The sequence below is a fragment of the Paraburkholderia nodosa genome (assembly GCF_001718195.1).
Lineage (GTDB): Bacteria > Pseudomonadota > Gammaproteobacteria > Burkholderiales > Burkholderiaceae > Paraburkholderia > Paraburkholderia nodosa_A.
This window is the reverse complement of sequence record NZ_MCNV01000004.1, coordinates 190,957-216,176: the sequence shown is the minus strand read 5'-3', so window position 1 is coordinate 216,176 and position 25,220 is coordinate 190,957. Positions and strand designations below refer to the sequence as shown.

Genomic DNA, 25,220 nt, shown 5'->3' with positions numbered 1-25,220 from the left:
TCGCCTAGCCCTCGCGCTTCGGACGCCGCACCGCGCGAATCTTCCCACTGTTCCCGCCGCCGCAGAAAAACTGCTCGCCGCCATCGGACTCCAGCCCCGAAACGGCGGTTCCGGGCGGCATGTCGAGCTGTTCCAGCACTTCGCCCGTGCCGGGATCGATACGCCGCAAATCGCTCTCGTCGCCTTCCCAGGTGCCGTGCCACAGTTCACCGTCCACCCACGTCACGCCCGTGACGAAGCGGCTCGATTCGAGCGTGCGCAGAATTGCGCCCGTCTGCGGATCGACCTGATGGATCTTGCGCTCGCGATACACCCCGACCCAGAGCGTGCCGTCCGCCCACGCGAGCCCCGAGTCGCCGCCGCCTCCGGGCGCGGGAATCGTCGCGAGCACGCGGCCCGTTTCAGGGTCGATCTTGTGAATGCGATCCTCGGCGATCTGAAACAGATGCCGGCCGTCGAAGGCCGTGCCCGCATGCGCCGCAATGTCGATCGAACGCTGCGTCTGGCCGCTCTGCGGATCGAGCGACGCGATGCGCTCGCCTACGGCGAACCACACCCGTTTGCCGTCGTACGTGACCCCGCCCACCTTCTCGATGCCGGGAAAAGGGCCGTACTCGCGGACGATTTCGGCAGTCGTTCGTTTCATGGTTTCCTCGTTGAATGAAGGGACACGCGTTAATCCTAATCGCCTGGCAGCGGGGCGGGGAGTAACAAGGTCGTCGCGAATCCGGGGACGGGCGGCGTGGTCCAGCGGCGCGCGCGGCCGTAGCCGAACGACTGCACCTTGTCCGCCGCCGCGAGCGAATCGAGCGCGCGCTGCACGGTGCGCTGGCTCGCGCCGAGCGCGAGCGCCAGCGCCGAACTCGACCACGATTGCCCATCGGCGAGAAAAGCCAGCACGGCGGCGTGCTTTTCTTCCACGGGCCGCGCCAGCACCACCACTTCGCTCGCGTGGCGCGGCGCCAGCGCGAAGCCCTGCTGGGTCGCGCCGATCTCGGCCACATCGCGCATCAGCGTGCGCAAGCGGCCGATTTCCACGCGCAAGCGGGCGCGGTGCGTTTCGTCGGCGTGCTTCGTGCGAAAGGCGCGGGCGATGAGCGCATCGCGCGGCACGTCGGCGGGCCACGCCTGCGCAAGCGCGCGGGCGAGCACGAACAGCACTGGCCGTCTTGCGAGTTCGATGACGGTTGGACCCTCGCGCGCGACGTAGCGGCACGCGTCCACGACGAGGGCCTTCGAGGCGAGCAGCGCCTCGACGTCTTCCAGCAGCAACACCCGCTCTTCACCGCGCGCGATGAGGCGCGCCGCCGGTGAGGTCAACAGCAGCGCTGCGCTCTCGATCTCGGCGCTCAGCGCCGCGATGCCCGCCTCACGCGCGGCGCGCGCGGCGGCGCAGAGCGCTTGCCGCGCCGCTTGCGTTTGAATGCGCCGCATGGCAATGCCGGCGGCGATCAGCTCATGCGCCGCGCGCAAAGCGGGCGGCAACGGCGCGGGATCGACTTCGGAAAGCATGCCCCCAGCCTCGTCGAGCCGGCCGATCAGCAGCAAACGGCGAATTTCCAGGTAGCGCGCGTGCGCGGCATTGAGGCGGTCGCCATGGGCTTCGAGCGTTTGCCGCGCCGCAGCGAGCGTATCGGTCGGCCAGCCGAGATCGCGCGAAGCGAGCGCGATTTCGGCCTCGGCGACGACGCAGCGCGCGCGAGCGACGGCCTCGCGCGCGCCGAAGCCGCGCGCCGCGCTGCGCAGCAGCGCTTTGGCGCGCGCGAAGTCGCCGAGCTGCGCCATGGCGATGCCGCGCAGCGCGAGCGCGGGCGCGTCGTCGCGCAACGCGACCCGGTTCAGCGCGCCGAGCGGATCACCGGCCGCGAGCGCGCGCGCGGCAGCCGTGATCAGCGAATCCATGGTCATGGGAATCCCGCCACACTTGTCACTCCCCCTCCTTCTCTGTCCGGACCTAATCTAACACGGCGATCAAATGAATCATCGATCGAACGACGCGGCAGTACCCACAGCACGCCGCCACCGTAGTCAACCCATAGGAGGACCAGGCAATGGCAACCCATACCACAGGAACACGCGAAGACTGGCGCGCGGCGCGCATCGAACTGCTCGCGGCCGAAAAGGAGCACACACGGCGCGGTGACGCATTGGCGCAGCAACGCCAGGCGCTGCCCTGGGTGCGCGTCGACAAGATGTATCGCTTCGAAACCGAAGAGGGCGGCGCCACGCTCGCCGATCTCTTCAAGGGGCGCTCGCAACTGCTCGTTTATCACTTCATGTTCGGGCCGGACTATGCGGCGGGCTGTCCGTCGTGTTCCTCGATTGCGGATGGTTTCGACGGCATCGCGGTACATCTCGCGAATCACGACGTGCGGCTCATGGCGGTGTCGCGCGCGCCGCTCGCGAAGCTGCTCGCCTACCGCAAGCGCATGGGATGGCATTTTCCGTGGGCCTCGTCGAACGGCAACGACTTCAACTTCGATTTCAACGTGGCGTTCACCACGGCGCAGCAGCGCGCGGGCGACATCGAATACAACTATGCGCGCAGCGGCCACGCCATGGACAAGAATCCACCGCCCGCGCCCGTCGCCGAGTTCGCGGCGAGTTGCGGCACCGACGCGGCGACCTATACGCGCGACCGTCCGGGCCTGAGCGCATTCGTGCTCGAGGACGGCGTGGTCTATCACACGTACTCGACCTATGCGCGCGGTCTCGATGGCGTGTGGGGCATGTACCAGTGGCTCGACCGCGCGCCGAAGGGACGTAACGAGGCCGGCATCTGGTGGCACCGGCATGACGAGTACGCACAGAGCTGAGGCGCATCATGGATAACGTCGGCATGACGGTACGGCTGCGCGGCGGTATACCGCGCGCGGTTTTCTTCGGCGTTGCGTCGCTGGTCTTCGCGGCGAGCGCGGCGGCAACGTTCGTCTGGTGCGCTTCGATGCAGGCGATGGGCGGCACGCCGATGCCCGGCGGCTGGACGATGTCCACGCTCTGGACGCCCATGTGCGGACGCACCTGGTTCGACGCCGCCGTATCGTTTGCCGGCATGTGGAATGTGATGATGGTCGCGATGATGTTGCCTGCGGTCACGCCCGCTTTGTGGCGATATTTCGAGGCGCTGGGCGACGCACGCGCGGCGCGTGCGGGTGGGATGACGGTGATGGCTGGGGCGGGTTACTTCTTTGTGTGGCTCGTGGTTGGAGTGTTCGTGTTCGCGGCGGGGGCGCAACTCACCGCGCTAGCCGTCGATGCGCCTGCATTGGCGCACACCGCGCCAGCCGTGGCCGGTGTCGTCGTCGTGATGGCGGGCGTGTTGCAGTTCTCTGCGTGGAAAGCGCGGTGGCTTGCGTGCTGCGGGAACTTGCCGTCGTGCGGGCATGCGCGGCTCGACGTGCAGGCCGCGCTGCGGCACGGTTTGAGGCTCGGCCGGCATTGCCTGTACTGCTGCGGAAATTTGATGGCGGCGCTGCTTGCGGCAGGCGTGATGGATCGGCCTGCGATGGCGCTGGTCGCGGCGGCGATCGCAGCGGAGCGGTGGATGCCGGGCGGCACAAGAGTCGCGCGCGGGATTGGCGCGGCTGCGATCGCGGCGGGCGTCGCGATGGTGGTGCGGGCGGTGGCCGCATAAAAAAATCGCCGTTCCGCATCCGCGAAACGGCGATAAAACGCTCCGACTCTAACGTCGAACTCACGCCTCCAGACTCGTGCCTGCACACGAGTCTGATCGACGCTCCGGATTGTTGTTAGCAGTCCGGAGTAGCAGCAAGAGGCCGGCCGAATTCCACCTCTGTGCTGCTGGGCGAAGCGCGGCGCGACCAGGGGGACTCCCGGCCTCGCCGCGCTCCGCGCCTCTTGTGGCGGCTTACATGCCGCCGAAAGACTTCTTGACCGTCAGCTTGTTGGTCACCGACGCCACGCCGGGAACGCCCTTCGCGATCTCCTCGACCCTGGCGATCTGCGCGGTGTCCGAAACGGTCCCGTTCAGCGTAATCGCGCCACCCCTGGCCCCGACGCTGATGTTGCCCGCGTTGATCGACTTGTCCTTCCCGATGGCCGCATACACCTTGCGGCGCATGGCACGATTCGCCTGCCTGTCCGTGGGAACTGCCGCGCCAGGAGCAGCCGTTGTCGACGCCGCCTGCGCCCCCGCAGCCGCGCTCGCGTCACCCTGCGCCCACGCACTCATGGAAGCCGCGGCGACGAGCGTCGCGATCGCCAATCCGGCTACCGTAGTTCTCTTCATGAATTGCTCCGTTCTTTCTTGAGTTTATGAGGATCAGAACGCGTGACGAATACCCACCATCGCCGCCGTCGTCGACTGGCCCGGCGCGACCGGCGCTCCGTAGATGATCGTCTGGTTCATGGTCCCCTTGTTGCTGACGTAGCCGACCTGGGCGTAGGCCCTGGTTGCCTTCGAGAGGTTGTATTCGGCGCCCACGGCGACTTCGCTCGAATGATTCGCCGAGTTGTTGCGGTCCTTCAAATAGTAGTAGCCCGAAGTGACCTTGAAGACCGGGCTGAACTGGTAACCCAGGCCGGCCGAGATCATTTCGAAGTTGTAGGTCGCTTTGGTGAACAGGCTGGACGAATTGGACGAACTGAACGAGCCGGATATCGAGAATCCGCTGATCGTGTACATCGCGCCGACATAATAGAAATTGTTGTTGTTGCGGCCCGTCGCCGGCGCGGCCGGCGTCGTCGGATAGGAGCCCGCGTACGGGTTGGTGTCGTGCCCGCTGTAGTAAACGCCAGCCAGGTTCAGGCCGTAGTTCGAGTACTTGAGCACGGCCGACTCGCGCGTGCCGCCCTGGAACTGCCCCGGCACGCCACCCGGCGCGTATTCCAGCGCGAGCGATGCGCCATAGAACTTTGGCGAGTTATAGACGATCGCGTTGCTGTCATAGAGCGCGCCGATCGGCGCATTCGTGCTTGTGCCCGGCCAGCCGGCGGCCTGATTGAGGCCCAGCCACGCGGTGAGAATACTGCCGAAGTACTGCGCGCCGCGTACGTCCGTGTCTGCCATCGCGTAGATCATCGGGATGATCTGCCGGCCTGCGTCGATCGAACCGAACCAACCCGATCCGCCGATGGTCGTGATCTGGTTGAACAGCGCCGTCACGCCCGGCGTGTCGGACAGGCCCGGCTTGCCGTTATTCGACGTGAACGACCCTTGCAGCTTGAAGTTGATCTTGTAGCCGCCGCCGATGTCCTCGGTCCCCTTCAAACCCCAGATACTCGAAAAGATGCCGCCGTCCTTGAGTTGCCAGACGCTCCCCAGATTCTTCGCAGTCCCCGAAAAGTTTGCGGCCGAAGTGCTCTGGTACAGCACACCGGTGTCGACCACGCCATAAAGCGTGACCGACGATTGCGCATGCGCCGCGCTGGCGAACAGGACCAGCGCTGCCACGCTGCCGAACTTCAATTTCATTGCCTCTCTCCGTGTGTGTGGCTGCCGGGTGGTCCCGGCGCCTTTTGTTGTTGCCTGGTGGGGATTACATGACGTCCTTGCGGCGATCCACGATCTGCATGAGGCGGCTGCTCCATCATCAGACCTTGCATGGTTTGCTATCCTAAGTGACTTCGGTACGTCTGCGGTTCTTGAGTGCGATGCCGTGGCTATGCCTGGCTCGGAGCCGGCGTTTCCATGACACTCACCAGCAGCTTTCCTTGCGCAGTCCGCACAGGAAATGTCGTGACCTTCAGCCCGCCCGCGCCCGGCATACAGCCGCTGCGCACGTCGAAGCGCAGTCCATGCGCGGGGCAGCGCACCATGCATCCTTCGAGTGGGCCGCTCGCGAGCGAGGCGCCGTTGTGGGGGCACGAATTGTCGATCGCGTGCAGCTGGCCTTCGATGTTGAACAAAACGATGCTGCGGCCGTCGACGAAAACCAGCTTGCGCTCGCCCGGCGCAAGTTCGTCGGCCGTGCCGACCGGTACTTCACGTGTCATCCCCGTTCCCCTCGACTTTCTTCAACTCGCCTCAGTGCGCGACCGCCAGCGCCATCGTGCCGGCCATCGCGACCGGCGAGTACACGCCCGAGAGCGAATACCCCGTGTTGAACACGAAATACGGCACGCCGTTCACCTGTGGATCGGCGTACGGCGCGCGCTGACCGGTCGGGTCCGCGAGGCGCTTCGATGCGGCAATGTGAGCCTCCAGGCGCTCACGCTCGAGGCCGCATTCGAGCCCCAGACGCTCGAGCACCGCGTAATCGCCGATGTTCTGGCCTTCCATGAAGTACGCCTCGAGCACGCGGTCGATCAGCACCGCGCTCTGTTCGCGCATGCCGCGACTCGCGGCAAACGTGACGAGGTCGTGCGCGGCCGCGGTGTTCGGCAGCACTTCGATGCGATCGAATGCGAATTCGACACCCGCGTCGCGCCCCGCGCGCTGCACCTGCGCGCGCCTCGCGGCCACCGCTTCGTCGCTGCCCAGGCGGTCGCGATAGAACATCTGATACGGCATGCCTTCGAGCGGCGTCCACGGCAGCAATTGGTGTGAGCGCCACTGCACACGCACACGCACGTCGGGCCGCGAATTCGCGAAACGCGCGAGCGCTTCGTCCAGATTGCGCTTGCCGATCAGGCACCACGGGCAGATGAAGTCGAAGAAGGCTTCGATCGTCAGCAGGGGCGGCTCGCCCGCGTCGCGACTCGCCTGCGCCGCCCACTTTTGATCAGACAAGTTCATGAATCAACATCTCCGCCATGGGCCATTCGCCGAAACCCGCTGCGGGATTCAGATGACCGACTTCGCCCAGGTCGACGAGGCTGCTGCCCCAGTCCTTCGCCATGGCCTCCACGCGCTCGAAGCGCGCGAGCGGATCGTTGCGGCTCGCGCCCACGATGCTCGGAAACGGCAGCGGCTTGCGCGGAATCGGGTTCCAGCCGTGCTCGGCCAGTGCTTCGAATGGCGGGTAACCCGGCGGCAGCGGCGTTTCGAGGTCGGCCGGCGCGGCCAGCAGCGCGCCGTGAATCTTGCGGCTGTGCTGCTGCGCCCAATGCACCGTGATCATCACGCCCGCGCTATGCGCCACGAGAATGACGGGACCGTCGATCTTCGCGAGCGCCGCGTCGAGCGCCGCCACACGCGCTGCACGGCTGAGCTTGTCGTGCTCGAGCGGCGGCACCGAGACCGCGTTGCGCAGCTTGTGCTGCAGCAGCGTTTGCCAGTGCTCCGCCACGTGGTCGCGCAACCCCGGGACCATCAGCATGGTCGGTGTGGTCTTCAGCGTCATTCGTCCAGGTCTCCTGCGCGCTTCAGTACGGCTTATCGCCAATAATGCCGGCGCGTTCCATCTTGCGGTGGCACGGCGGGTAGTCCATCACCGCATAGTGCTGGGTGCCGCGGTTGTCCCAGATCGCGATGCTGTTCGGCTTCCAGCGCCAGCGTACCTGGTACTCCGGAATATAGGCCTGGCTCACGAGATAGCGCAGCAGGTCGCCCGCGCCCGGATTGGCGTCCTGCCCGAAACGCACGCGCTCGGGCGTGTGATAGTTCGTGAAGTGCGTCGTGAATGCGCTCACGAACAGCACCTTCTCGCCGGTCTCCGGATGCGTGCGCACCACCGGGTGCTCCGCATCGGGAAACTGAGCCTTCAAGGCATGGCGCTTCTCGATCGGCATGGCCGCGCCGAAGCTCGCCTCGATACTATGGCGGGCATACAGCCCGGCGATCTGCGCCTTCACGTGTTCCGGCAGCTTATCGTAGGCGAGCGCCATGTTCGCCCACATCGTGTCGCCGCCCACGGGCGGGCACTCCACGCAGCGCAGCACCGCGCCGAACTGCGGCGCCTCGCGCCACGTGGCGTCCGCGTGCCACGCGTTTTCGTAGCGGTCGTTCGGCTGCTCCGGATTCTTGTAGATGCGCACGAGGCCGGGATGCTCAGGGTCGCTGCCCGCCACCGGATGATCCTCCAGCTCGCCGAAGCGGCGCGCAAATGCCACGTGTTCGGTGCGCGTGATGTTCTGGTCGCGCAGGAAGAGCACGCGGTGCTTGAGCAGCGCCGCGCGAATCTCGGCAAAGAGCGCGTCGTCGTGAACGGCATCGGCGAGATTCACGCCGGTCAGTTCCGCGCCGATGGCATAGGTCAATTGTTCGACTTGCATGCTGCGCTCCTCAGATGACGAAGACCGACGACCCCGTCGTCTTGCGTGCTTCGAGGTCGCGATGCGCCTGCACCGCGTCTTCCAGCGCGTAACGCTGGTTCAGTTCGATCTTGATGCGGCCCGCAGCGACGTGCCCGAACAGCTCGCCGGCCAGCTCGTTCTTCTCCGCGGGGTCCGCAATATAGTCCGCCAGCGCCGGGCGCGTGAGATAGAGCGAGCCCTTCATCGCGAGGATCTGCGGGTTGAACGGCGGAATCGGACCGGAAGCCGTGCCGACGCAAACCATCAGGCCGCGGCGCTTGAGCGAGTCGAGCGACGCCTCGAAGGTATCCTTGCCCACGCTGTCGAACACCACGTTCACGCCCGCGCCGTTCGTCAGTTCGCGCACGCGCTTCGCGACATCTTCGCGGCCGTAGTACACGATGTGGTCGCAGCCATGCGCGCGCGCCACTTCGCCCTTCGCCTCGTTCGACACCGTGCCGATCACCGTGAGGCCCAGCAGCTTCGCCCACTGCGAGACGATCAGACCGACACCGCCCGCCGCGGCATGCAGCAGGATCGTGTCGCCGGCCTTGAAGTCGTGAATGCGGCGCATCAGGTACGACGAGGTGAGGCCTCGCATGGTCATGCCGGCCGCCGTTTCGCATGCGATCGCGTCGGGCAGCTTGATGAGCGGGGCCGCCGGAATCAGGCGTTCGGTGCTGTACGCGCCGAGCGTGTTGATGAAGCCGGTGTAGGTCACGCGCTCGCCCACCGCCACGTTGCTCACTTCGGGGCCCACGGCCTCGACCACGCCCGCGGCTTCCACGCCCATGCCGGCAGGCAGCGGGACGGGGTACAGGCCGGAGCGGAAGTAGGTATCCGCGAAATTCAGGCCGACTGCCTCATGGCGCAGGCGGACCTGTCCGGGGCCGGGATCGCCCACTTCGACGCTCTCGTAGCGCAAGACTTCGGGACCGCCGGTTTCGTGGAAGCGCACTGCTTTCGCCATGTTCAATCTCCTATCCTTTACTCGAACGCATTGACTCGAACTCAGTCAAGCCGACTCGAACTACTTGTTCAATTTCATCGTTGTGCGTGACCACCGGCTTCTTCGCGCAGGGCATTCACACGATCCAGATCGACGGTGTAGTTGCGCTTGCCGATCAGGAAAACCACTGCCGCCACGAGCGGCGCAAACGGTACGAGTTGCAGCGCGCCAAGCAGGCCGATATGGTCGGCGGCAATGCCCGTGAGCACCGCGGCGGGCGCGAGGCCGAGCAGGTTGTTCGCCAGCGTGAGTGTGGCGAACGCCGAGGCATGGATCGAGGGCGGCGTGAGGTTCGCCACCATCGCGCCCGAGGGGCCCGCTGCGCCTGCACAGAAGAACATGGCCGCGCCGATCAGAACCAGCTGCGCCGGGCCGGCCGGCATGCGCAAGCCGACCGCGAGCAGCGCGAAACAGATCAGGCAGTACGCAATCGCGATGCTCCATTTGCGCGCGCCGTTATCCTTGCTGAAGCGGTCCGCGAGATTGCCGCACACCACCATGCCAACGCCCGTCACGAGCACGAACACTGCGGCGGTCCCGGCCGCTTTGCCGGTGGCCATGCCGTAGTAGCGGTTCAGGAAGCTCGGCAGCCAGCTCCACACGGCCGCCGGCACGAGCAGATGCACGCCGCTGCCCACATACGCGCACACCACGGAGCGCGTGGAAAACAGGCCCTTGAGCAGCGCGCGCAGGCTCATGCGCATCCCGAGGCCATTCGCCTCGCGGCTCACGCTCGCCGGCTGCAGCGAGGCAATGCGCTTCTCCGTGACGACGATGCGATAGATCACGACCAGCACGATCCCCATGGCTGCCATCGCGCCAAACGCCACGCGCCAGCCATGCTGCGCAGCCACCGCACCGCCCAGCGCCATGCCCAGCACCGAGCCGAAGGCGCCACCCGCCATGAATGCGCCCGTAATCGTGGAACGCAGGCGCACCGGAAAAATACTGAGGACAACGGCAATCCCCACGCTGCCATAAGCCGCTTCGCCGATGCCGACGAAGGCGCGTGCAAGCAGCATTTCGCCGTAGTTCGTCGAGAGCGCGCAACCAAGCGTCGCGAGAGTCCACAACGCCGCCATCAGGACGATGCTCTTCACGCGGCCCCAGCGGTCGGCGAGCACCGACAGCGGAAACGTGAGCACGCCCACCATCAGTGCGACCACGCTGCTCAGCGAGCCGAGCTGCGTGTCTGAAAGACTCCATGCGGTCTTGAGCAGCGGAAAAACCGCATTCAGGACCTGCCGCGACATGTAGTCGGAAAGCAGCAGCCCGACCGTCAAGGCGAACACCACCCACGCATATGCGCGTACGTTCGTCCCGGTCTTCGTCAATTCGCCCGCGGTGGGCTCGGCATGCGTGAGCATGGGTTGTCTCCGTGGTAGCCCGCTCTTCGTCGGGTTCCGTTGTTCTCTCAGTTTCAGCAGGTACGACGCAAGCGCCAAACCCCCGCTTCAAGGCCCGGCACAAGCCTATGCCCGCGCCGGGCCCCACTGCCATTACGCCGCGCGCAGCGGCAGGTTCTTCACGCCGGCCACGCGGTTCGGCGCCATGCCGTTGGCCGCGAGCGTTTCGTCGACCGTCTCGTAGTGCACGCCGATGCGATAGATATCACGCGCTTCCTTGCCCGTGGCAATCTCACGGCCCAGTTCGCGCGCCACGCGCACGCATTGCTCGATCTGCTGCACGGACGTGAAGCGCTTGCCGTGCTGGTCGATGATCGTATCTTCAATGCCGCAACGCGGGTGCAGGCCCATGGACATCGCCATCATGTTGAACGGCAGCACGTTCTTGAGCAGCGACTCGGCGGTAACGGTGCAGCCATCGGGCGCACGGTGCACGAAGTTGAAGAAGTTGAACGGGTTCGGGCCGTCGAAGCCGCCGCCGATGCCGATCCACGTGAGATTCAGCGGCCCCTTGTACGCGCCCTTGCGCACGAGGCGATCGAGCGTTTCGAGCGCGTGGATGCCCGTGAGCTGGAAGTGCGGCTGAATGCCCGAAGCCTGCAGACGGCGCAGATGCTCCTCCACCCATGCCGGGCCGGCCGGCACCGTCATTTCGCTATACGCGGCCATGAACGCCGGGTTGGAGAGCGAGGTGCCCGCCAGGTATTCCGGGTAGAGCAGCTCCATGATGTTCATCTGCGTGGTGTTGATCGCCACCGTCACCTGGTCCGGCTTCGGCTCGAGGTCGGCCAGCATGTGACGCGTATCGTCCGAGAGCCACTTCGCCGCTTCGCCCTCGTCTTCCGGCGCGAACGAGATCGAGCCGCCCACCTGGATGATCATGTCCGGCACCGCGGCGCGCACGCCTGCGATCAGCTCGTTGAACTTCGAGAGGCGTTTTGATCCCTTGCCGTCGAGTTCGCGCACATGCAGGTGCAGCACCGTTGCGCCCGCGTTGTAGCAATCCACGGCCTTCTGGATCTGTTCTTCCATCGTCACCGGAATGTCTTCCGGGAAGTCTTCGGGCATCCATTCCGGACCATACGGCGCGGTGGTGATGACAACCTTGTCCTGGTTCTCGGGGTGCAGCGAATCGTCGAGGAATTGCATCGTGTTCTCCAATATGGGGACGGTATTTCAACGTTTGGCAACGTGGCCAGAAGCCTGAAATATCGCTCGGAACCTGGCTGATCCGTTGAGATGCACGATACGGCAATCCTGCGCTACACTTTTCTGATTGCGCGCCATCGTTTTAGCTTTTCGCGCCACCAGGCGTTAACACCGAGATAAGCGCAAGCCCATGTTTGACGGGCTGAAAAGGCGCGGCGAGGCCGCAGCAAAGAGGAGACACGACAATGGAAACCACGCTGAGCTCGGTCTCGCTGAGCGGTTATTTCGACGTGGCAAAGCGCGTGGGATTGAACCCGGTCGAGCTTGCCCACGAGGCGGGCGTGGACGCCGCGGCGCTCGCAACTCCCGACCAACGCGTCCCCGCAGCCGCTGCGTGCCGGTTGCTGGAGCGTTCGGCGGAAAAGGCCGCGTGCCCGACGTTCGCGCTGCAAATGGCCGAGACGCGCCACAAGTTCGGCACTGGCGTGGTCAACATTCTGCTCGCGCACAAGCGCACGCTGCGCGAGGTGCTGCTCGCCACGGCGGAATACCGGCATCTGCTCAACGAAGCGCTCGCGATCTTTGTCGAAGACACGGGCGCAACCGTCACGATCCGCGAGGAACTGGTCGTCGATCCGGGCACCCCCACATACCAGGCCATCGAACTCGCAGTGGGCGTGCTCGCGCGTCACTCCAGCGCGCTGCTGGGCGAGCACTGGAAACCGCGCGCGGTGCACTTCGTTCACCAGGCGCCGCCCAGCCTCACGTTTCACCGGCGTTTTTTCGGCTGTCCGCTGGAATTCGGCAGCGACTTCAACGGCATCGTATGCGCGGCCGCCGACCTCGACTACCCGAACCCCGCCGCCGACCCGGAACTGGTGCGCTACGCGGAAAGCCTCGCCGAATCGCTCAACGCAACGGGCGTCGATTCCACGGCACTCGAGGTGCGCAAGGCGATCTACCTGCTGCTGCCGCTCGAGCAGGCCAGCGTCGAAGGGGTGGCCGCGCATCTGCGGCTGAGCGTGCGCACGATGCAACGTCAGCTCGGCGTCGCCAATACGAGCTTCACGCGGCTCGTGGAGGAAGTGCGGGGCGAACTTGCCGTGCGCTACATGAGCAACCCGCGCTATCCCATCGGACGTGTGTCCGCCCTGCTCGGCTACGCCCAGCAGGGCTCGTTCACGAACTGGTTCAGCGCGCGCTTCGGCATGACGCCGCGCGACTGGCGCAATAGCCATTTGATCTGAAGTGACGGGACGACGGCGCGCGTGCCCTGCCGTGTGGTCCTTTAGTCCCTTAATCCCCTGGTCCCTCAGCCCGTATGCGGAAGCGGGTGCAAGTCAGGCGCGTCGGCATCGAACGTGGTCATGAGGCGCACCAGATCGGCAAGCGAGTTCGCCTTCATCTTCTCCATGACGCGCGCCCGGTGAATCTTGATCGTTTTCTCCGCCGCGCCCAGTTCGTCGGCCACGAGCTTGTTCGGCCGGCCCGTCACCACGAGCGCCATGACCTCGCGCTCGCGCGGCGTGAGTTTTTCCACCCGGCGCTGGATCTCCGCGCGCTGCTCGCGTTGTTCGTATAGCTGGCCTGCGCGTTCGAGCGCGCGCGACGTGGCTTCGAATAGCACCTGCGCGTCGATCGGCTTCGTCAGGAAATCCGATGCGCCCGCCTTCATCGCGCGCACCGCCGTATCCATGTCGCCATGGCCCGAAACGAAGACGATCGGCACCCTGCCCTCGAGCCGCTGCTGCAATTCAATGCCGCTCAGGTCGGGCAACTGGAGATCGAGCAGCAGGCAGGCAGGCGCGCTCGTCAGGTCCGCGCCGTTGAGGAAGGCGCTGGCGCTGCCGTACGCCTGTGCCGTGTAGCCGCCGGATCGCAACAAGCGGCATAGTGCGTTGCGAACGTGCTCGTCGTCGTCCACAACGAACACGATGGAAACTGGCGAGTTCATGGTGAAAAACGCGTGGTCGTCTGCACGCACGCGCCCTCCGCGGGAAGTTCGATATGGAACGTCAGGCCGCGATCGGCGTTGCGCTCGGCCCATAGCTGGCCGCCGTGCGCCATGACGATGGTGCGGCTGATGGAGAGGCCAAGACCCAGCCCGTGGGGCTTGGACGTCATGAACGGCTTGAACAGCGTGACGAGCCGATCGGCATCGACACCCGGCCCATGATCGCGGATCGCGAGGCGCACCTTGCCGCGATCCTCGCTTGCCGTCACGAAGATGCACACCCTGCGATCTTCCGCGTGGCAGTCGTGCACCGCATCGAGCGCATTGAGGAGCAAATTGACGAGCACCTGCTGCAGTTGAACCGCATCGCCGTGCACTTGCGGCAGCCCGTCTTCGATGCGCGCGCCCACTGCCGCGCCACAGGTTTCCGTCTCGCGGCGCAGCAGGCGCACCACGTCGCGCACGAGGCTGCCGACATCGACGGGGCACAGCTCGGGCGGCTCGCAGCGCGCGGACTGGCGCATCTTGCGGATGATCGCGTGCGCACGCGTGCTGTCGGACACGACCTCGCCAAGCAGCTCCCGCAAGTCGCTCATGGCCGGCGGGCTCTGGGCGAGAAACCGTTGCGCGGCCTGTGCGTTGCTGAGAATGGCCGTGAGCGGCTGATCGACTTCGTGCGCGAGCGCGGCGGCCATGTCGCCCACCTCGGACGCCCGTTCCCGACGCAACCGGCGCGGTTCGCTGCCGGACTCCGCGAGCGTCGTGTCGCGCCTTTCCGGTTCGATGACGACCACCATGCGCGCCGCGGGTCCGGCGGCGAGCGATGCCGAAGCGCTCACATGCACGTCGATATCGGCGCCGTTCTTCGCGCGCGCGATGGCCACGCGCGTCACGCTATGCGGCAACCCTTGCGCGGACTTCAGTGCGCCGAACGATACGGGGCGTGCGTCTCTTCGCCAGGCGAGGAGCACGTTTTCGATGCGCATGCCGATCAATTCGCCCAGGGCATAGCCGAGCACGTGGGTGGCCATGCCATTGGCCCATGCGACGCTGCCCGCTTCGTCGATCAAGAGCGCCGCCGCGGGCACGACTTCGAGAACGCTGTGCAGACTTTGCGCAATGGCCTGTGTGGCCTGCGCCGACGCGTGGCCGGTGTTGCGCGCGGCCAGTGCGTTGCCGTTCGGCAGAGTGCGCGGCTTGATTCTGTCGAGCCACGCCAGCAGGCCGGCCGCTGCGTGTTCGGCTCTCGGTCTGTTCAGTTTTAGTTTTTCGTTCCCCATGTCTGCCCTGATCACGGTGTCCTCCGGCTACGCTGCCCTGCTCCGGCAGCCTGCGAATCGTTTCAAACGCTTCAGCGCCCAGGCGGGGCGGATTTGACGAGCACCGGCATTCCGGCCGTTTTGCGGTGCAAACTGCGCCCCAATGATGACTGCAGCTTACTTTTGATTATCGAAGAACGCTCCGGCATGGGCGGAGAATGAGTCAGTCATTGAAGAAAAGAACGGATGGGATCATGATTGCGGAACCGCTTCGCTGTACGCTTTCACCGCGCGTTAATTATATGAAAGAAATTGCCGATGATTCGTTCCGCGCGCAATTGTTTTCGATAACTTTTTCCGCATATAACGCTAATCAGGCGCTAAGGCCTTGAATGCGCTTGCACCGGACTATATACACTGACTATTTACCGGGAATATTTGCGAACGTTTTCTTTGATTTGGTAATTGGCTCGCGAAATCATCTCTATTCAATACGAATGGCGATCGTGCAGTTTGTCGCGTGGCATTATCTATTCTGTTTTTATGAAATAGTCGCCACCATTATTTCGATCTGGAAACGCGCGAAATGGCCTGCAGAATCCATCACACGTCCGGCGCGTGACAGCTCGGTAGACGCCGTTGTCGATCAAGGCGCCGAAGCTGGCGCGGCTGCACTCGCCGCATGATGTTGCGTCGTATTTTGCTGACCATGTTGCCGGGACTGGTTCGAGCGGGCCTTGTGCTCCGCTTTGCGCTGCACGTCCCGCATCTGCCTGGTACCCATCGTTCCCGCTTGCGCAAATACTTCAGACATGAAGGCGGGCGCACAAAGCAGGAGCACCGTCGCATACGGCACAGCAAGACGCATTTTCATTTGGGATCTCCGGGTGTCGGCGCTGCCAGCCTCGACGAGTGAATAGCATCATTGCGCCGCCATTGCGGTGTCAATAGGACTCTGGTCCGATTGCCAGCACAGCGTGGCTTGCCGGACTATACCCGTGGGGCTCTCCGCCTCGCCACACTCGAACAAGAATGCGCGCACGCGCTCGCCCCTTCACGTTGTCGCTATCCGTCCCGCACTCCGGTTGAGCAAACAATTGGAAGGATCGGCCATGACCTCATGGATCAAACAACGCACGTACACCCTCTGCCTGCTCGTGCTCGCGTTGCTCCTGGCAGGCGCTCAGGCGGTGCGCGCGCAAGACGCGCCGCAGCCCGCCCCCTACAAGCCCGAGGAGCTGGAGGCGCTGGTCGCGCCCATCGCGCTCTATCCCGATTCGGTGCTGGCGCAAGTCCTGATGGCATCGACTTACCCGCTCGAAATCGTGCATGCGGCCCGCTGGGTCAAGGAGCACCCGAAGCTGAAGGGCGACGAAGCCGTGAAGGCCGTGCAGGACCAGCCATGGGACACGAGCGTGAAGTCGCTCGTCGCGTTCCCGCAGGCCCTCGAGCCGATGAACGACAAGCTCGACTGGACCCAGAAACTCGGTGACGCGTTCCTCGCCCAGGAAAAGGATGTGCTCGCCGCCGTGCAGCGCCTGCGTGCACGCGCACAGGACTCGGGCAACCTCAAGAGCAACGAGCAGCAAAAGGTCGTGGTCGAGCAGCCGCCCGCGCAAGGCGGCCAGACCATCGTGAAGATCGAGCCTGCCAAGCCCGAGGTGATCTATGTACCCGCGTACAACCCCACGATCGTGTACGGCGCGTGGAGCTACCCGGCTTACCCGCCGTACGCCTGGCCACCCTATCCTGCTTACTATCCCGGCGGCGCACTGATGACCGGCTTCGCGTGGGGCGTCGGGCTCGCCGCCGCGGGCGCGATCTTCGGCAACTGCAACTGGGGCGGCGGCGACGTCAACATCAACGTGGACAAGGCGCGCAACGTCAATCGCAACTTCGACAGCACCAAGGTCCAGGGAGGCAAGTGGCAGCACGATGCCAGCCACCGCCAGGGCGTCGCATACCGTGACAACGCCACGCGCGAGAAATTCGGCAACAACGTGGCAGGCGCCGACGGCCGCCGCGACTATCGCGGCCGCAATGGCCAGAATGGCCAGAACGGCGCCAGCGTGGCGGACCGCGCCGGCAACCGCACGGGCGGCGGTGCAGGCGGCCAGGGCCTGGGCAATGGCAACCGCGGGAATCAGGGCAATCCCGGCAATCGCGGCGGCGCGGGCAACAACGCGAGCGTCGGCAATCGCGCGAACCTCGCCGACAACGGAGCGGGTGGCAATCGCGGAGACCTTGGCAATAACGGTGCCGGCGGCAATCGCGGCGGCATGGCTAACAATGCCGGCGGGAGCAATCGCGTGAGCACCGGGGCAGGCGGCGGGTTTGGCGGCGGCGGTGGAGGGAGCTACGGCGGCGGCGGCCGCGATGGCGCCTTCCAGGGTGTGGGCGGCGGCGGCGCCACCCAGCGCGACGCGAGTCGCGGCCGCTCCAGCATGCAGTCTTCAGGGTTCAATCGTCCGAGCGGCGGCGGCGGTATGCGCGGCGGTGGCGGCGGTCGTGGCGGCGGCAGACGCTAGGGAGAACGGCCATGAACAGACATGAGTTTCTCCGTCCGGCTGCATCGGCAGTACTCGCGGCGGCGATCGCCATCGCACTGCTGGTATTCGCGCCGCGGCCTTGCGCGGCCGCCGGGCAAAACACCTTCGCTACGCCCGACGCGGCGATGGCCGCGTTCGGCGACGCCGTGGCCGGCAACGACGAGGCGGAACTGCGCACGCTCTTCGGCGCAGATTTCCGCCAGCTCATCCCGCCGGTCGGCGCTCAGATCCGCGACAAGTTCCTGAGTGAATGGCAGACTTCGCACACCATTCAGGATACCGATGCAAATCACGCGATGATCGCCGTTGGCGACGACGGCTGGACCTTTCCGGTCCCGCTCGTCAAGACCGCCCAGGGCTGGCACTTCGACACGCACGCCGGTGTCGAGGAAATGCGCGTGCGCCGCATTGGCCGCAACGAGCTTGCCGTGATGCAGACGATGCTCGCGGTCTACGACGCGCAACGCGAATATGCGCAGACCTATCACGACGGCAGCGACATGCTGGTCTACGCCAGCAAGCTCGCGAGTTCGCCGGGCAAGCATGACGGCCTGTACTGGCCGACCGATCCCGACGCCGCGCCGAGCCCGCTAGGCGTCGCATTCCTCAAGGCCGGCGCGCGCAACGCCGAAAACGCCGGTTACTACGGCTACCACTACAAGCTGCTGACCTCGCAGGGTCCGCACGCGCCCGGCGGCGCATATAACTACATGGTCGACAACAAGCTGTTCGGCGGCTTTGGCGTCGTTGCGTGGCCGGTGCGGTACGGCGACACGGGTATCAAGACCTTCATGGTCAGCCACGACGGCCAGGTCTACGAGCGCGATCTCGGCCCGGATGGCGCGGCAAAAGCCGAAGCGATGACATCCTTCGATCCGGGCCCGGGCTGGTCGAAGGCTGCGCCGTGACACTCGGCACTGGCGCTGCGCCACTGCGTTTCACGGTGCGCGCGCGGGCTCGGGGGCCGACGCTCGCGCCGGCGCGTCTTCACCGAGCATGTAGAGCAGCAGCGCGTCGCGATCGGGTGCGCTCATCGCCGCCGTCGAGCGCATGAGCACCGCGCTCGCCCAGCAGACGTCGGCCATCGTGGCGCCAGGGCCGCCATTCGTGACGCGCTCGAGCCGCGCCACGGACTGCGGATCGCCAGCGAGGGCCGCGTTGACCGCATCGTCGAGATGCCGCAACGCCCGCTCGTATGCCACGGGCGTGGGCAGCCTGACTGGCGCGGCGAGCAGGGATCGGATCACCACGCGATAAAGCAACGAGAAGTATTCGGCCGTGTCGGCATCGCTCATGCTGCCGATCGAAATGCCCTGAGCAAGGTCCTGCACGCTCGCCATGCCCTGGCAATTGCCGCGCGCCGCGCGTCCCATGTATTTCGCGAGCAGCGTGAGGTACGCCAGGCGGTCTTGTGGCGTCAGGCGCGCGATGCCGCCGCGGATCAGGCGCTCGCGCGCCGCGTCGTCGCGCAGCCGGGCTTCGAGGCCCGCCATGCCGCCGGGCACGGCGACCGCCACGGCCGGGTCCGCACGCAGCCGGTAGAACCACGTTTCGACGATGCGCGCCTTGATCGTCTCCTGCTCGACGCCGCCCTCGCGCAATGCCACCGCGCTCTGCGCGGACCTCGGCTCGGCGGGCGCAACAACGTAATCGAGCACTGCGAAGAGTCCCGCCGGCGTGTCCTCGCTGCGAGGCACGCTGCCCGACGCATCGTGGCCCGCCAGCGCCAGCGCCGCGCTCAGTGCGAGCCACGCACAATGCAACGTCTTCATGAGATCCCGCGTGGCGTGCTCACTCCGTCGCACTGCCAACTGTTGGATGGTCCGCGCGAATCGCGGCGGCAATGTCGGCGCTGATGGTGGCGAGTGCGCGATCGTGCGCGTCGACGAGCGCACCGTAGTCCTGGCTCGTCACCTGCTCGTGCGCTACGGTGTGCCCGAGCGTCAGCGCCTGGTGACCCGGCGGGCGCACGACCCATTGCGCGTCGATCGTCACCGAGTCTCCCAGTACGCTGTCGATGCGCGTGATATCGACGCGAACGCGCCAGACCGGCGGGGTGGCCGCGCCATCGAACGTCGAGACGTGCGCCGTCCCGAGCCGCTTTGCAAGGTCCGCGGCAACGACGCGCCCAACGTCCAGTTTGAGCGGCGTGGCCCAGCGCGCGAACTCGTTCATCTGGATCGTGTTGTCCGGATTGCGCGTGACGATTTGCGGCCGGTCCACCATGTCGGGCACAGTCACGGGACCGACGACGACATCGAGTGCAGCGGCGCTCGTCGGCACGGCGGGCGATGCGCTGGCCGTCGCGGCGCTCGCATCATCGGCGCGCAACGCATAGAAGGTCGGCGACGGCGAGGAGCACCCGGCGAGACACGCCATCGCAACGGCGAGAACGGCAGGCAGAGTCAGGTTGCGGCGGTTCACTGCTTGCCTCCAGGTTTGCCCTGCACCACGGCCTCGGGATGGCGCTCGAGATAATCCGTAAGCATGCGCACGGACGCGGCGGTGCGGGCCAGTTCACGCATGGCGTCGCTCGTGTTCTGCTGGAGCTGCGAGTCGGGCTGCAAGGCATCGGTGGCCGAGTTGAGCGTGGATCTTGCCGCCGAAAGCGTATCGTGCGCCTGCGGCACCACGTCGGTGCCGAGCTTCGCCACCACGTCGTTCGCACTTTGCAGCGTGCGCTGCGCACTCGCGCCGATGGCCTCGAACGGAATACCGTTGAGTTTCGCGAGCAGCCGCGTGAGCGAATCCTGCAACGACTGCAGCGTGCGCGGCACCGTCGGCATCTCGGGCGGCGTTCTCGACCAGTCGATCTTAGCCTTCGCAGCGTCCGGGAAGACGTCGAAGGCGACGTAGAGCTGTCCTGTGAGAGGATTACCCGAGCGCAGCTGGAACCGGAAGCCGCTGGCAACCAGGAACTCGGCAAGCTGGCGCGGTTGCGAAGTGAGGCGTCCGGCCGGCCTGCCATTCTCGAAGCGCGACGTAAAGCGCTCCGGATACAGATTGATTTCAACAGGAATACTGAACTGTTTCTTGACTGGGTCGAAGCGCGTGTAGATGCGTGTGACCTCGCCGATCACGACGCCGCGGAAATCGATGGGCGCGCCCACGGTCAGTCCGCGCACCGAGTCGTAGAAGGTCACGACGTAGGTGTCGACAATGCGGTCATGCTCCTTCATCGAGTCGGCGTGCGTGGCGTAAAGCTCGAACTTCGAGTCTGCGTCGGCCTCGGGCGGTTCACCGCCGGCGTCGGCGTCGGGCGTTTCGAACGCCACGCCGCCGATGAGCAGCGACACCACCGACTGCGTGTTGATCTGCACGCCGTCCGGGCTGAGCGAGACGTCGAGTCCACTCGCATGCCAGAAGCGCGTGTCGCTGCGCACGAACCTGTCGTAGGGCGCGTTCACGAACACGCGCAGCGTCACGCCCTTGCCGTTCGGGTCCATTTCATAGGAAGCAATCTGTCCGACCTGAAGACGGCGGAAGAACACCGGCGAGCCGACATCGAGCGAGCCCATGTTCACGCTGTGCAGCACGAATTCGCGCCCCGGGATGTCGCTCGGGATCGCAGGCGGGACTTCGAGTCCCACGAAGTCGTGGCGCGCTTTGCTGGAGTTGCCTTCGTCCATGCCGACAAAAGAGCCCGAGAGCAGCGTGCTCAGGCCCGAAACCGTACCGCCGGAAATGCGCGGGCGCACGACCCAGAAGCGCGTGTTGTCGACGAGCATGCTCGCCGCGTCCTTCACGAGTTCGCCCGTCGCGATCACACGCTTGTGATCGGGCGAGAGCGTGACCGCCTTCACCACGCCGATATCGACGTCCTTGTACTTGATCTTCGTCTTGCCGGCCTCGAGGCCGTCGCCGGTCTTGAAGCTGATCGTGATCGTCGGCCCTTCCTCGATGATCGCCTTGGCAGCGAGCCAGCCGCCAATGAGCACCGCCACGATCGGCACGAGCCAGACAATCTGCATGCGCCAGCGCGAGCCGCGCGCCGGCTTCGCCTCGGGCAGGTCCGGCAAGGAATCGTCGTTACCGGGTGCTGCCATTTTCGTGCTCCATCGCGTCCCAGATGAGACGGGGGTCGAACATGTTCGCGGCGAACATGGTGAGGATCACGACGGCACCGAAAGCGATCGCGGCGGGCCCCGCCTTGATCGTGGCGAGCGCGTTGAACTGCACCAGCGCGACGAGCATCGTGATCACGTAGATGTCGAGCATCGACCAGCGGCCGACCAGCTCGATCAGCCGGTAGATGCGCGTGCGTTGCTCGGGCAGCCATGTCCAGCGGCGCTGCGTGGTCCACGTCAGATACGAAAGCCCCAGGATCTTCAGCATGGGCACGGCGATGCTGGCAATGAACACGAGCAGCGCGAGCGGCCACGAACCCGACACCCACAGATACACCACACCGCTCATGATCGTGTCCTTCTGCGAGCCGAACAGCGAACTCGTGTCCATGACGGGCAGCACATTCGCCGGTACGTACAGCACCATCGCCGCAACCAGCAGCGCCCACGTGCGCGACAGGCTCGCGACCTTGCGCATGTGCAGCGCGCTGCCGCAGCGCGGGCACGTCGCCGCATGCGCGGCCGCCGGCATGCGCGCGAGCATTCCGCACGCATGGCAGCGCGCGATGCCGCACGCGGCGCCCGTGAGCGGGCCTGCGGCGCGCTCGCCTCGCGCTCTGGGCGCCTCGCCCGACGCGTAGCGCGTCGTCACGCTGGGCGTGTCGAGCACCCTGACCGCGTTGGCCGGTTGCGTTGCCCGCGCCACGCGCGACCAGAACTGGCGCGCGTCGAACGCCGCGCTCGCGCCCGCGAGCACCAGCATCAACGCGCCGAACGACCACAACGCGACACCCGTCACGACCGTTGCGATATGGGACAGCTTCACGAGCGCGACCAGCAGGCCGAGTATCAGCACCTCGGTCATGCCCCACGGCCGTGCGATGTACATCGCGCGGAACAGGAGCGGCGCCTGCCACGGCGCGCGGTCGATCGCGAGCGGCACGAGGAGGGCGAGCAGACACACGACCTGCAGGCCAGGCATGAGGATCGTCGTGGCGAACACCAGCGCCGCGATGGGCCACATGCCGTCGAGATAGAGAATCTCGACCGAATGCCACAGCGTCGTGCGTACGAGATTGCCGTTCACCGAGAGTCCGACGATCGGATACAGGTTGGAAATGACGAACAGCACGAGTGCGCCCAACGCGAACGCGAGCGCACGGCCGAGGCTTTCCGGCAGATTCCTTTCCAGTTCGGCGTTGCAGCGCAGGCAGCGCAGGGTGCCCCCCGGCGGGCAAGGCGCGCCGCGCTGCATGAGATCGCAGTCGTGGCAAACGAGAAGCTCAGCGCGCTTCATTGCGGGGCCTCCCTGAATCCGGTCGTGGCGTGGTCGATTCATCGTCGCTGTACCGATTCGGCATGCGGGGCGTCAGCCCGGCGGCGGCACGCCCAGCACCGCATGGACCGCGCCGATGAGCGCGGAGTCGTCGAACGGCTTGCGCAGGTACGCAACCGCGCCGGCTGCCTGTGCCTGCTCGCGCACGCGCGCATCGTCGTGCGCCGTAATCACGATGCACTGGATGCCGGTGCCACCCAGCCGACGCTGTACCTCGATACCGTTGATGCCGGGCATCTGGATATCGAGGACCACGCACACGGGCGCGTGAGGCGCCGCGGCCGCCAGGGCGCCGAGAAATGCCTCGCCGCTCGTGTACACGTCGGAGTCGATGCCGACCGACTTCAACAGGCGCTGGATCGCTCGCCCGACCGACTCCTCGTCGTCGACGACGGCCACGGATCGTGTCACGGTGTTCATTTGACTTAGCGTTCGGTTACCGGTGAGGACAGCCAGAGCGGCGCCGCCGTGCGCGCCGACCGGCATCCTGAGCGCAAGCGGCTTCTCCATGCGCGACTACTTGTGTGGTGCAGGCTTGACGGATACGGCGAACGCTTCCGTATACACTGCCTCGACCTGATCGCCGACCTGCACGTTTGCAAGCTGCTGGGGATCCTCGACCCGCAGATCCATCGTTCCCCCTTCGGGGCCCATCAGGGTGACCGTTTTCGTCTTGGTGTCGACCGCTACGACATTCGCCGTGACTTTCACCTCACGGCCCACCATGCCGCCGGGCTTCTCGCCGGCAGCCGCACGCTCGACCTGCGGCGTTTCCTGCACCGAGGTCTCGCCGTCGCCTCCCTTCTTCAGGCTCAGCGTGAGTGATTCCTTATAGGTCATCGTCACGACATCGCCGACCTTTAGTTGATCGAAGTTTCTGACCTCCGGTCCCAGTTCGGCTTCTACCAGCTTGCCGTCGTGACGCTTGAGCGTGACGGTGCGGGTATCGGCGTCGATCTTCGTGATGGTCGCCGTCACCTTGTGCATGCCGGTGACGGTTGCCTTGCCCGGCTCGTGCGTCACGTTGGCCGTCGTCTGGCCCTGAGCCGCGGCAAGCTGCGCCGCGGCAACGATGACGGCTGAAACAATCCATTTGAGGTACGACATCGCGACCTCCTGTTACAGATCGAGCTTCGTCACCTTCGTGCCAGCGACCGACGCATCGGCCATGATGCCCGTATTGGTCATCACGATCGCCTGGACCGGCGCCGTTGCGGTTCGCGTGTCGATCTGCCCATTCGCACCGACCTTGACGAGCGCAACGGCAACATCGCCGCCAACCGACCAGCCCTTCGAGTTGCGGAACTTGTCGAGCGAGTCCTGCGTCATGAAGAGAAAGATCACGGCAGTGGACTGCACCCCTGCCTGCAAGCCGAACGAAGCGGCCGCCGTGCTGTAGTACCCGACCGTCGATCCGCCCACGCGCAACGCACCCTGGCCGTACGACCCGCCAATGATGAACGCTGCCTTGCCGACCGATGGAAAGACCAGCACGCCTTGCGACTTCGAAACGAGTTCCTGCGAGCCCGGGACAGTCGAGAACAGCCGGGACATCGTGCCGTCCACGGCGGCATCGATCTCCTGGCGTTTCGCCGCATCGGTCGCGCCGCTCGTCCCACTGCTCGTGGTCGTGCTGCAACCCGCTGCAGCGAGCCCGGCCGCGGCCGCCGCCGTAAGCACAAAAATCCGTCGCTTCATTGTTGTCCTCCATTGAGTTTAGACAGCCCGGACACGGCACTCACGCATGCGGATCGAACGTCACGCGGGAATGAGACGTTGCTCGCACATCGTTGCTCATCGTTCAGTTACATAGTCGCAGACGCGGCGCACAGGACAAATCGGACCTTGGTCTTACGCCGCCTCAGGCCGCTTCATGCACGGCGCACTACTGCACCGTGTAGCCGCGCCCTTGCATGCACGCGGCAAACGCGCGGTTGAACGTGTCGATCGCGCCCTGCTGCTGTTGCTGCGCGTTGGCCTGCTGGGCACGCCGTTCCTGGCGCGCGCGTGAGCCGCCCACCATCGTGCCGGCCGCCGCGCCCACTGCCGCGCCCCTGCCCGCATCGCCGGTGATCGCGCCGATCACCGCGCCGCCCGCCGCGCCGCGCGCCGCGCCCTGGACACGCTGGCCGCCGCCCACCGCCGGCCCCGAAGGCGGCGGTGGCGTCGACGCGACCTGTTTCGGGTCAATGCCCGTGTTACTCCTGGCCCACGAGTAGCATGCCGATTCGTCCGAGTGCTGTTGCTGCGCGCTCTGCCCCTTCGCGGGATACGCAATAGGCGTTGCCTGCGCGGCACTCATCAAAAGCAGCACGGCGGCGCACAGGGCGCCGGCCCGACAATTTATATAGGTAT

At 65.7% G+C, this 25,220-nt stretch carries 27 protein-coding genes; 5 read left to right on the top strand and 22 right to left on the bottom strand.

Annotation, left to right across the window (positions count from 1 at the left end; all coding sequences use genetic code 11):
- Window positions 1-4 precede the first annotated feature (4 nt).
- Window positions 5-646 carry a Vgb family protein gene (locus tag BFD71_RS10240; protein ID WP_069263142.1) on the bottom strand — a complete coding sequence of 214 codons (642 nt, stop codon included), beginning with the start codon at window positions 644-646 and terminating at the stop codon, window positions 5-7.
- Between the two features lie 35 nt (window positions 647-681).
- Window positions 682-1,902, bottom strand: coding sequence for a DNA-binding protein (locus BFD71_RS10235; protein WP_069263544.1), 1,221 nt, complete (start codon window positions 1,900-1,902; stop codon window positions 682-684).
- Window positions 1,903-2,051: 149 nt separating this feature from the next.
- Here BFD71_RS10235 and BFD71_RS10230 point away from each other — a divergent pair, with 149 nt between their 5' ends.
- A complete protein-coding gene (locus tag BFD71_RS10230) occupies window positions 2,052-2,816 on the top strand; it encodes a DUF899 domain-containing protein (protein WP_069263141.1) in 765 nt (254 codons plus the stop codon).
- An 8-nt stretch (window positions 2,817-2,824) separates the two neighbouring features.
- Entirely contained in the window at window positions 2,825-3,634 is an 810-nt protein-coding gene (locus BFD71_RS10225; RefSeq protein ID WP_069263140.1) for a DUF2182 domain-containing protein, read from the top strand.
- 234 nt (window positions 3,635-3,868) lie between these two features.
- Here the strand turns inward: BFD71_RS10225 and BFD71_RS10220 are convergent, their stop codons facing one another.
- From BFD71_RS10220 to BFD71_RS10180, 9 genes are all read right to left on the bottom strand, one after another.
- Entirely contained in the window at window positions 3,869-4,249 is a 381-nt protein-coding gene (locus BFD71_RS10220) for a BON domain-containing protein (RefSeq protein ID WP_069263139.1), read from the bottom strand.
- Between the two features lie 33 nt (window positions 4,250-4,282).
- On the bottom strand, window positions 4,283-5,434 hold the full coding sequence (locus BFD71_RS10215) for a porin (RefSeq protein WP_069263138.1): 1,152 nt from the start codon (window positions 5,432-5,434) through the stop codon (window positions 4,283-4,285).
- A gap of 188 nt (window positions 5,435-5,622) precedes the next feature.
- Window positions 5,623-5,955, bottom strand: coding sequence for a Rieske (2Fe-2S) protein (locus BFD71_RS10210; RefSeq protein WP_069263137.1), 333 nt, complete (start codon window positions 5,953-5,955; stop codon window positions 5,623-5,625).
- A gap of 31 nt (window positions 5,956-5,986) precedes the next feature.
- Window positions 5,987-6,697, bottom strand: a complete 711-nt coding sequence (locus BFD71_RS10205) for a DsbA family oxidoreductase (protein WP_083245166.1) — start codon at window positions 6,695-6,697, stop codon at window positions 5,987-5,989.
- Window positions 6,684-7,244: an RBBP9/YdeN family alpha/beta hydrolase gene (locus BFD71_RS10200; protein WP_069263136.1), complete on the bottom strand. Its 561-nt coding sequence runs from the start codon at window positions 7,242-7,244 to the stop codon at window positions 6,684-6,686. The genes BFD71_RS10205 and BFD71_RS10200 overlap by 14 nt, the downstream gene beginning before the upstream one ends.
- A gap of 22 nt (window positions 7,245-7,266) precedes the next feature.
- Complete coding sequence (locus BFD71_RS10195) at window positions 7,267-8,115, bottom strand: TauD/TfdA dioxygenase family protein (RefSeq protein ID WP_069263135.1); 849 nt, start codon at window positions 8,113-8,115, stop codon at window positions 7,267-7,269.
- Window positions 8,116-8,125: 10 nt separating this feature from the next.
- Entirely contained in the window at window positions 8,126-9,106 is a 981-nt protein-coding gene (locus BFD71_RS10190; RefSeq protein WP_069263134.1) for a quinone oxidoreductase family protein, read from the bottom strand.
- A 74-nt stretch (window positions 9,107-9,180) separates the two neighbouring features.
- Complete coding sequence (locus BFD71_RS10185; protein WP_069263133.1) at window positions 9,181-10,512, bottom strand: MFS transporter; 1,332 nt, start codon at window positions 10,510-10,512, stop codon at window positions 9,181-9,183.
- A gap of 132 nt (window positions 10,513-10,644) precedes the next feature.
- On the bottom strand, window positions 10,645-11,700 hold the full coding sequence (locus tag BFD71_RS10180) for a 3-keto-5-aminohexanoate cleavage protein (protein WP_069263132.1): 1,056 nt from the start codon (window positions 11,698-11,700) through the stop codon (window positions 10,645-10,647).
- 245 nt (window positions 11,701-11,945) lie between these two features.
- On the opposite strand from BFD71_RS10180, the gene BFD71_RS10175 reads away from it, so the two are divergent.
- Window positions 11,946-12,947 carry an AraC family transcriptional regulator gene (locus tag BFD71_RS10175; protein ID WP_069263131.1) on the top strand — a complete coding sequence of 334 codons (1,002 nt, stop codon included), beginning with the start codon at window positions 11,946-11,948 and terminating at the stop codon, window positions 12,945-12,947.
- Between the two features lie 65 nt (window positions 12,948-13,012).
- Here the strand turns inward: BFD71_RS10175 and BFD71_RS10170 are convergent, their stop codons facing one another.
- The 3 genes from BFD71_RS10170 to BFD71_RS40400 form a co-directional block, all read right to left on the bottom strand.
- A complete protein-coding gene (locus BFD71_RS10170) occupies window positions 13,013-13,654 on the bottom strand; it encodes a response regulator transcription factor (RefSeq protein WP_069263130.1) in 642 nt (213 codons plus the stop codon).
- Window positions 13,651-14,949 carry a sensor histidine kinase gene (locus tag BFD71_RS10165; RefSeq protein ID WP_141710625.1) on the bottom strand — a complete coding sequence of 433 codons (1,299 nt, stop codon included), beginning with the start codon at window positions 14,947-14,949 and terminating at the stop codon, window positions 13,651-13,653. Before BFD71_RS10165 ends, BFD71_RS10170 begins: the two co-directional genes overlap by 4 nt.
- Window positions 14,950-15,559: 610 nt before the next feature.
- Entirely contained in the window at window positions 15,560-15,787 is a 228-nt protein-coding gene (locus BFD71_RS40400; protein WP_141710624.1) for a hypothetical protein, read from the bottom strand.
- 238 nt (window positions 15,788-16,025) lie between these two features.
- On the opposite strand from BFD71_RS40400, the gene BFD71_RS10155 reads away from it, so the two are divergent.
- Both BFD71_RS10155 and BFD71_RS10150 read left to right on the top strand, forming a co-directional pair.
- Window positions 16,026-17,441, top strand: a complete 1,416-nt coding sequence (locus tag BFD71_RS10155; RefSeq protein ID WP_069263128.1) for a DUF3300 domain-containing protein — start codon at window positions 16,026-16,028, stop codon at window positions 17,439-17,441.
- 11 nt (window positions 17,442-17,452) lie between these two features.
- Complete coding sequence (locus tag BFD71_RS10150) at window positions 17,453-18,370, top strand: DUF2950 domain-containing protein (protein ID WP_083245164.1); 918 nt, start codon at window positions 17,453-17,455, stop codon at window positions 18,368-18,370.
- Between the two features lie 30 nt (window positions 18,371-18,400).
- Here BFD71_RS10150 and BFD71_RS10145 read toward each other — a convergent pair whose 3' ends face one another.
- The 8 genes from BFD71_RS10145 to BFD71_RS10110 form a co-directional block, all read right to left on the bottom strand.
- Window positions 18,401-19,234, bottom strand: coding sequence for a hypothetical protein (locus tag BFD71_RS10145; RefSeq protein ID WP_069263127.1), 834 nt, complete (start codon window positions 19,232-19,234; stop codon window positions 18,401-18,403).
- 19 nt (window positions 19,235-19,253) lie between these two features.
- Entirely contained in the window at window positions 19,254-19,886 is a 633-nt protein-coding gene (locus BFD71_RS10140; RefSeq protein WP_256094591.1) for a PqiC family protein, read from the bottom strand.
- Window positions 19,883-21,508 carry a PqiB family protein gene (locus BFD71_RS10135; protein WP_069263126.1) on the bottom strand — a complete coding sequence of 542 codons (1,626 nt, stop codon included), beginning with the start codon at window positions 21,506-21,508 and terminating at the stop codon, window positions 19,883-19,885. Before BFD71_RS10135 ends, BFD71_RS10140 begins: the two co-directional genes overlap by 4 nt.
- On the bottom strand, window positions 21,492-22,826 hold the full coding sequence (locus BFD71_RS10130; RefSeq protein WP_069263125.1) for a paraquat-inducible protein A: 1,335 nt from the start codon (window positions 22,824-22,826) through the stop codon (window positions 21,492-21,494). Before BFD71_RS10130 ends, BFD71_RS10135 begins: the two co-directional genes overlap by 17 nt.
- Before the next feature lie 72 nt (window positions 22,827-22,898).
- Window positions 22,899-23,285, bottom strand: a complete 387-nt coding sequence (locus tag BFD71_RS10125) for a response regulator transcription factor (protein ID WP_069263124.1) — start codon at window positions 23,283-23,285, stop codon at window positions 22,899-22,901.
- 96 nt (window positions 23,286-23,381) lie between these two features.
- On the bottom strand, window positions 23,382-23,972 hold the full coding sequence (locus BFD71_RS10120; protein ID WP_069263123.1) for a DUF1344 domain-containing protein: 591 nt from the start codon (window positions 23,970-23,972) through the stop codon (window positions 23,382-23,384).
- A 12-nt stretch (window positions 23,973-23,984) separates the two neighbouring features.
- The gene (locus BFD71_RS10115) at window positions 23,985-24,563 is read right to left on the bottom strand and encodes a BPSL1445 family SYLF domain-containing lipoprotein (RefSeq protein ID WP_069263122.1); all 579 of its coding nucleotides are present in this window, start codon (window positions 24,561-24,563) and stop codon (window positions 23,985-23,987) included.
- Between the two features lie 187 nt (window positions 24,564-24,750).
- On the bottom strand, window positions 24,751-25,167 hold the full coding sequence (locus BFD71_RS10110; RefSeq protein WP_256094611.1) for a glycine zipper family protein: 417 nt from the start codon (window positions 25,165-25,167) through the stop codon (window positions 24,751-24,753).
- Window positions 25,168-25,220 lie beyond the last annotated feature (53 nt).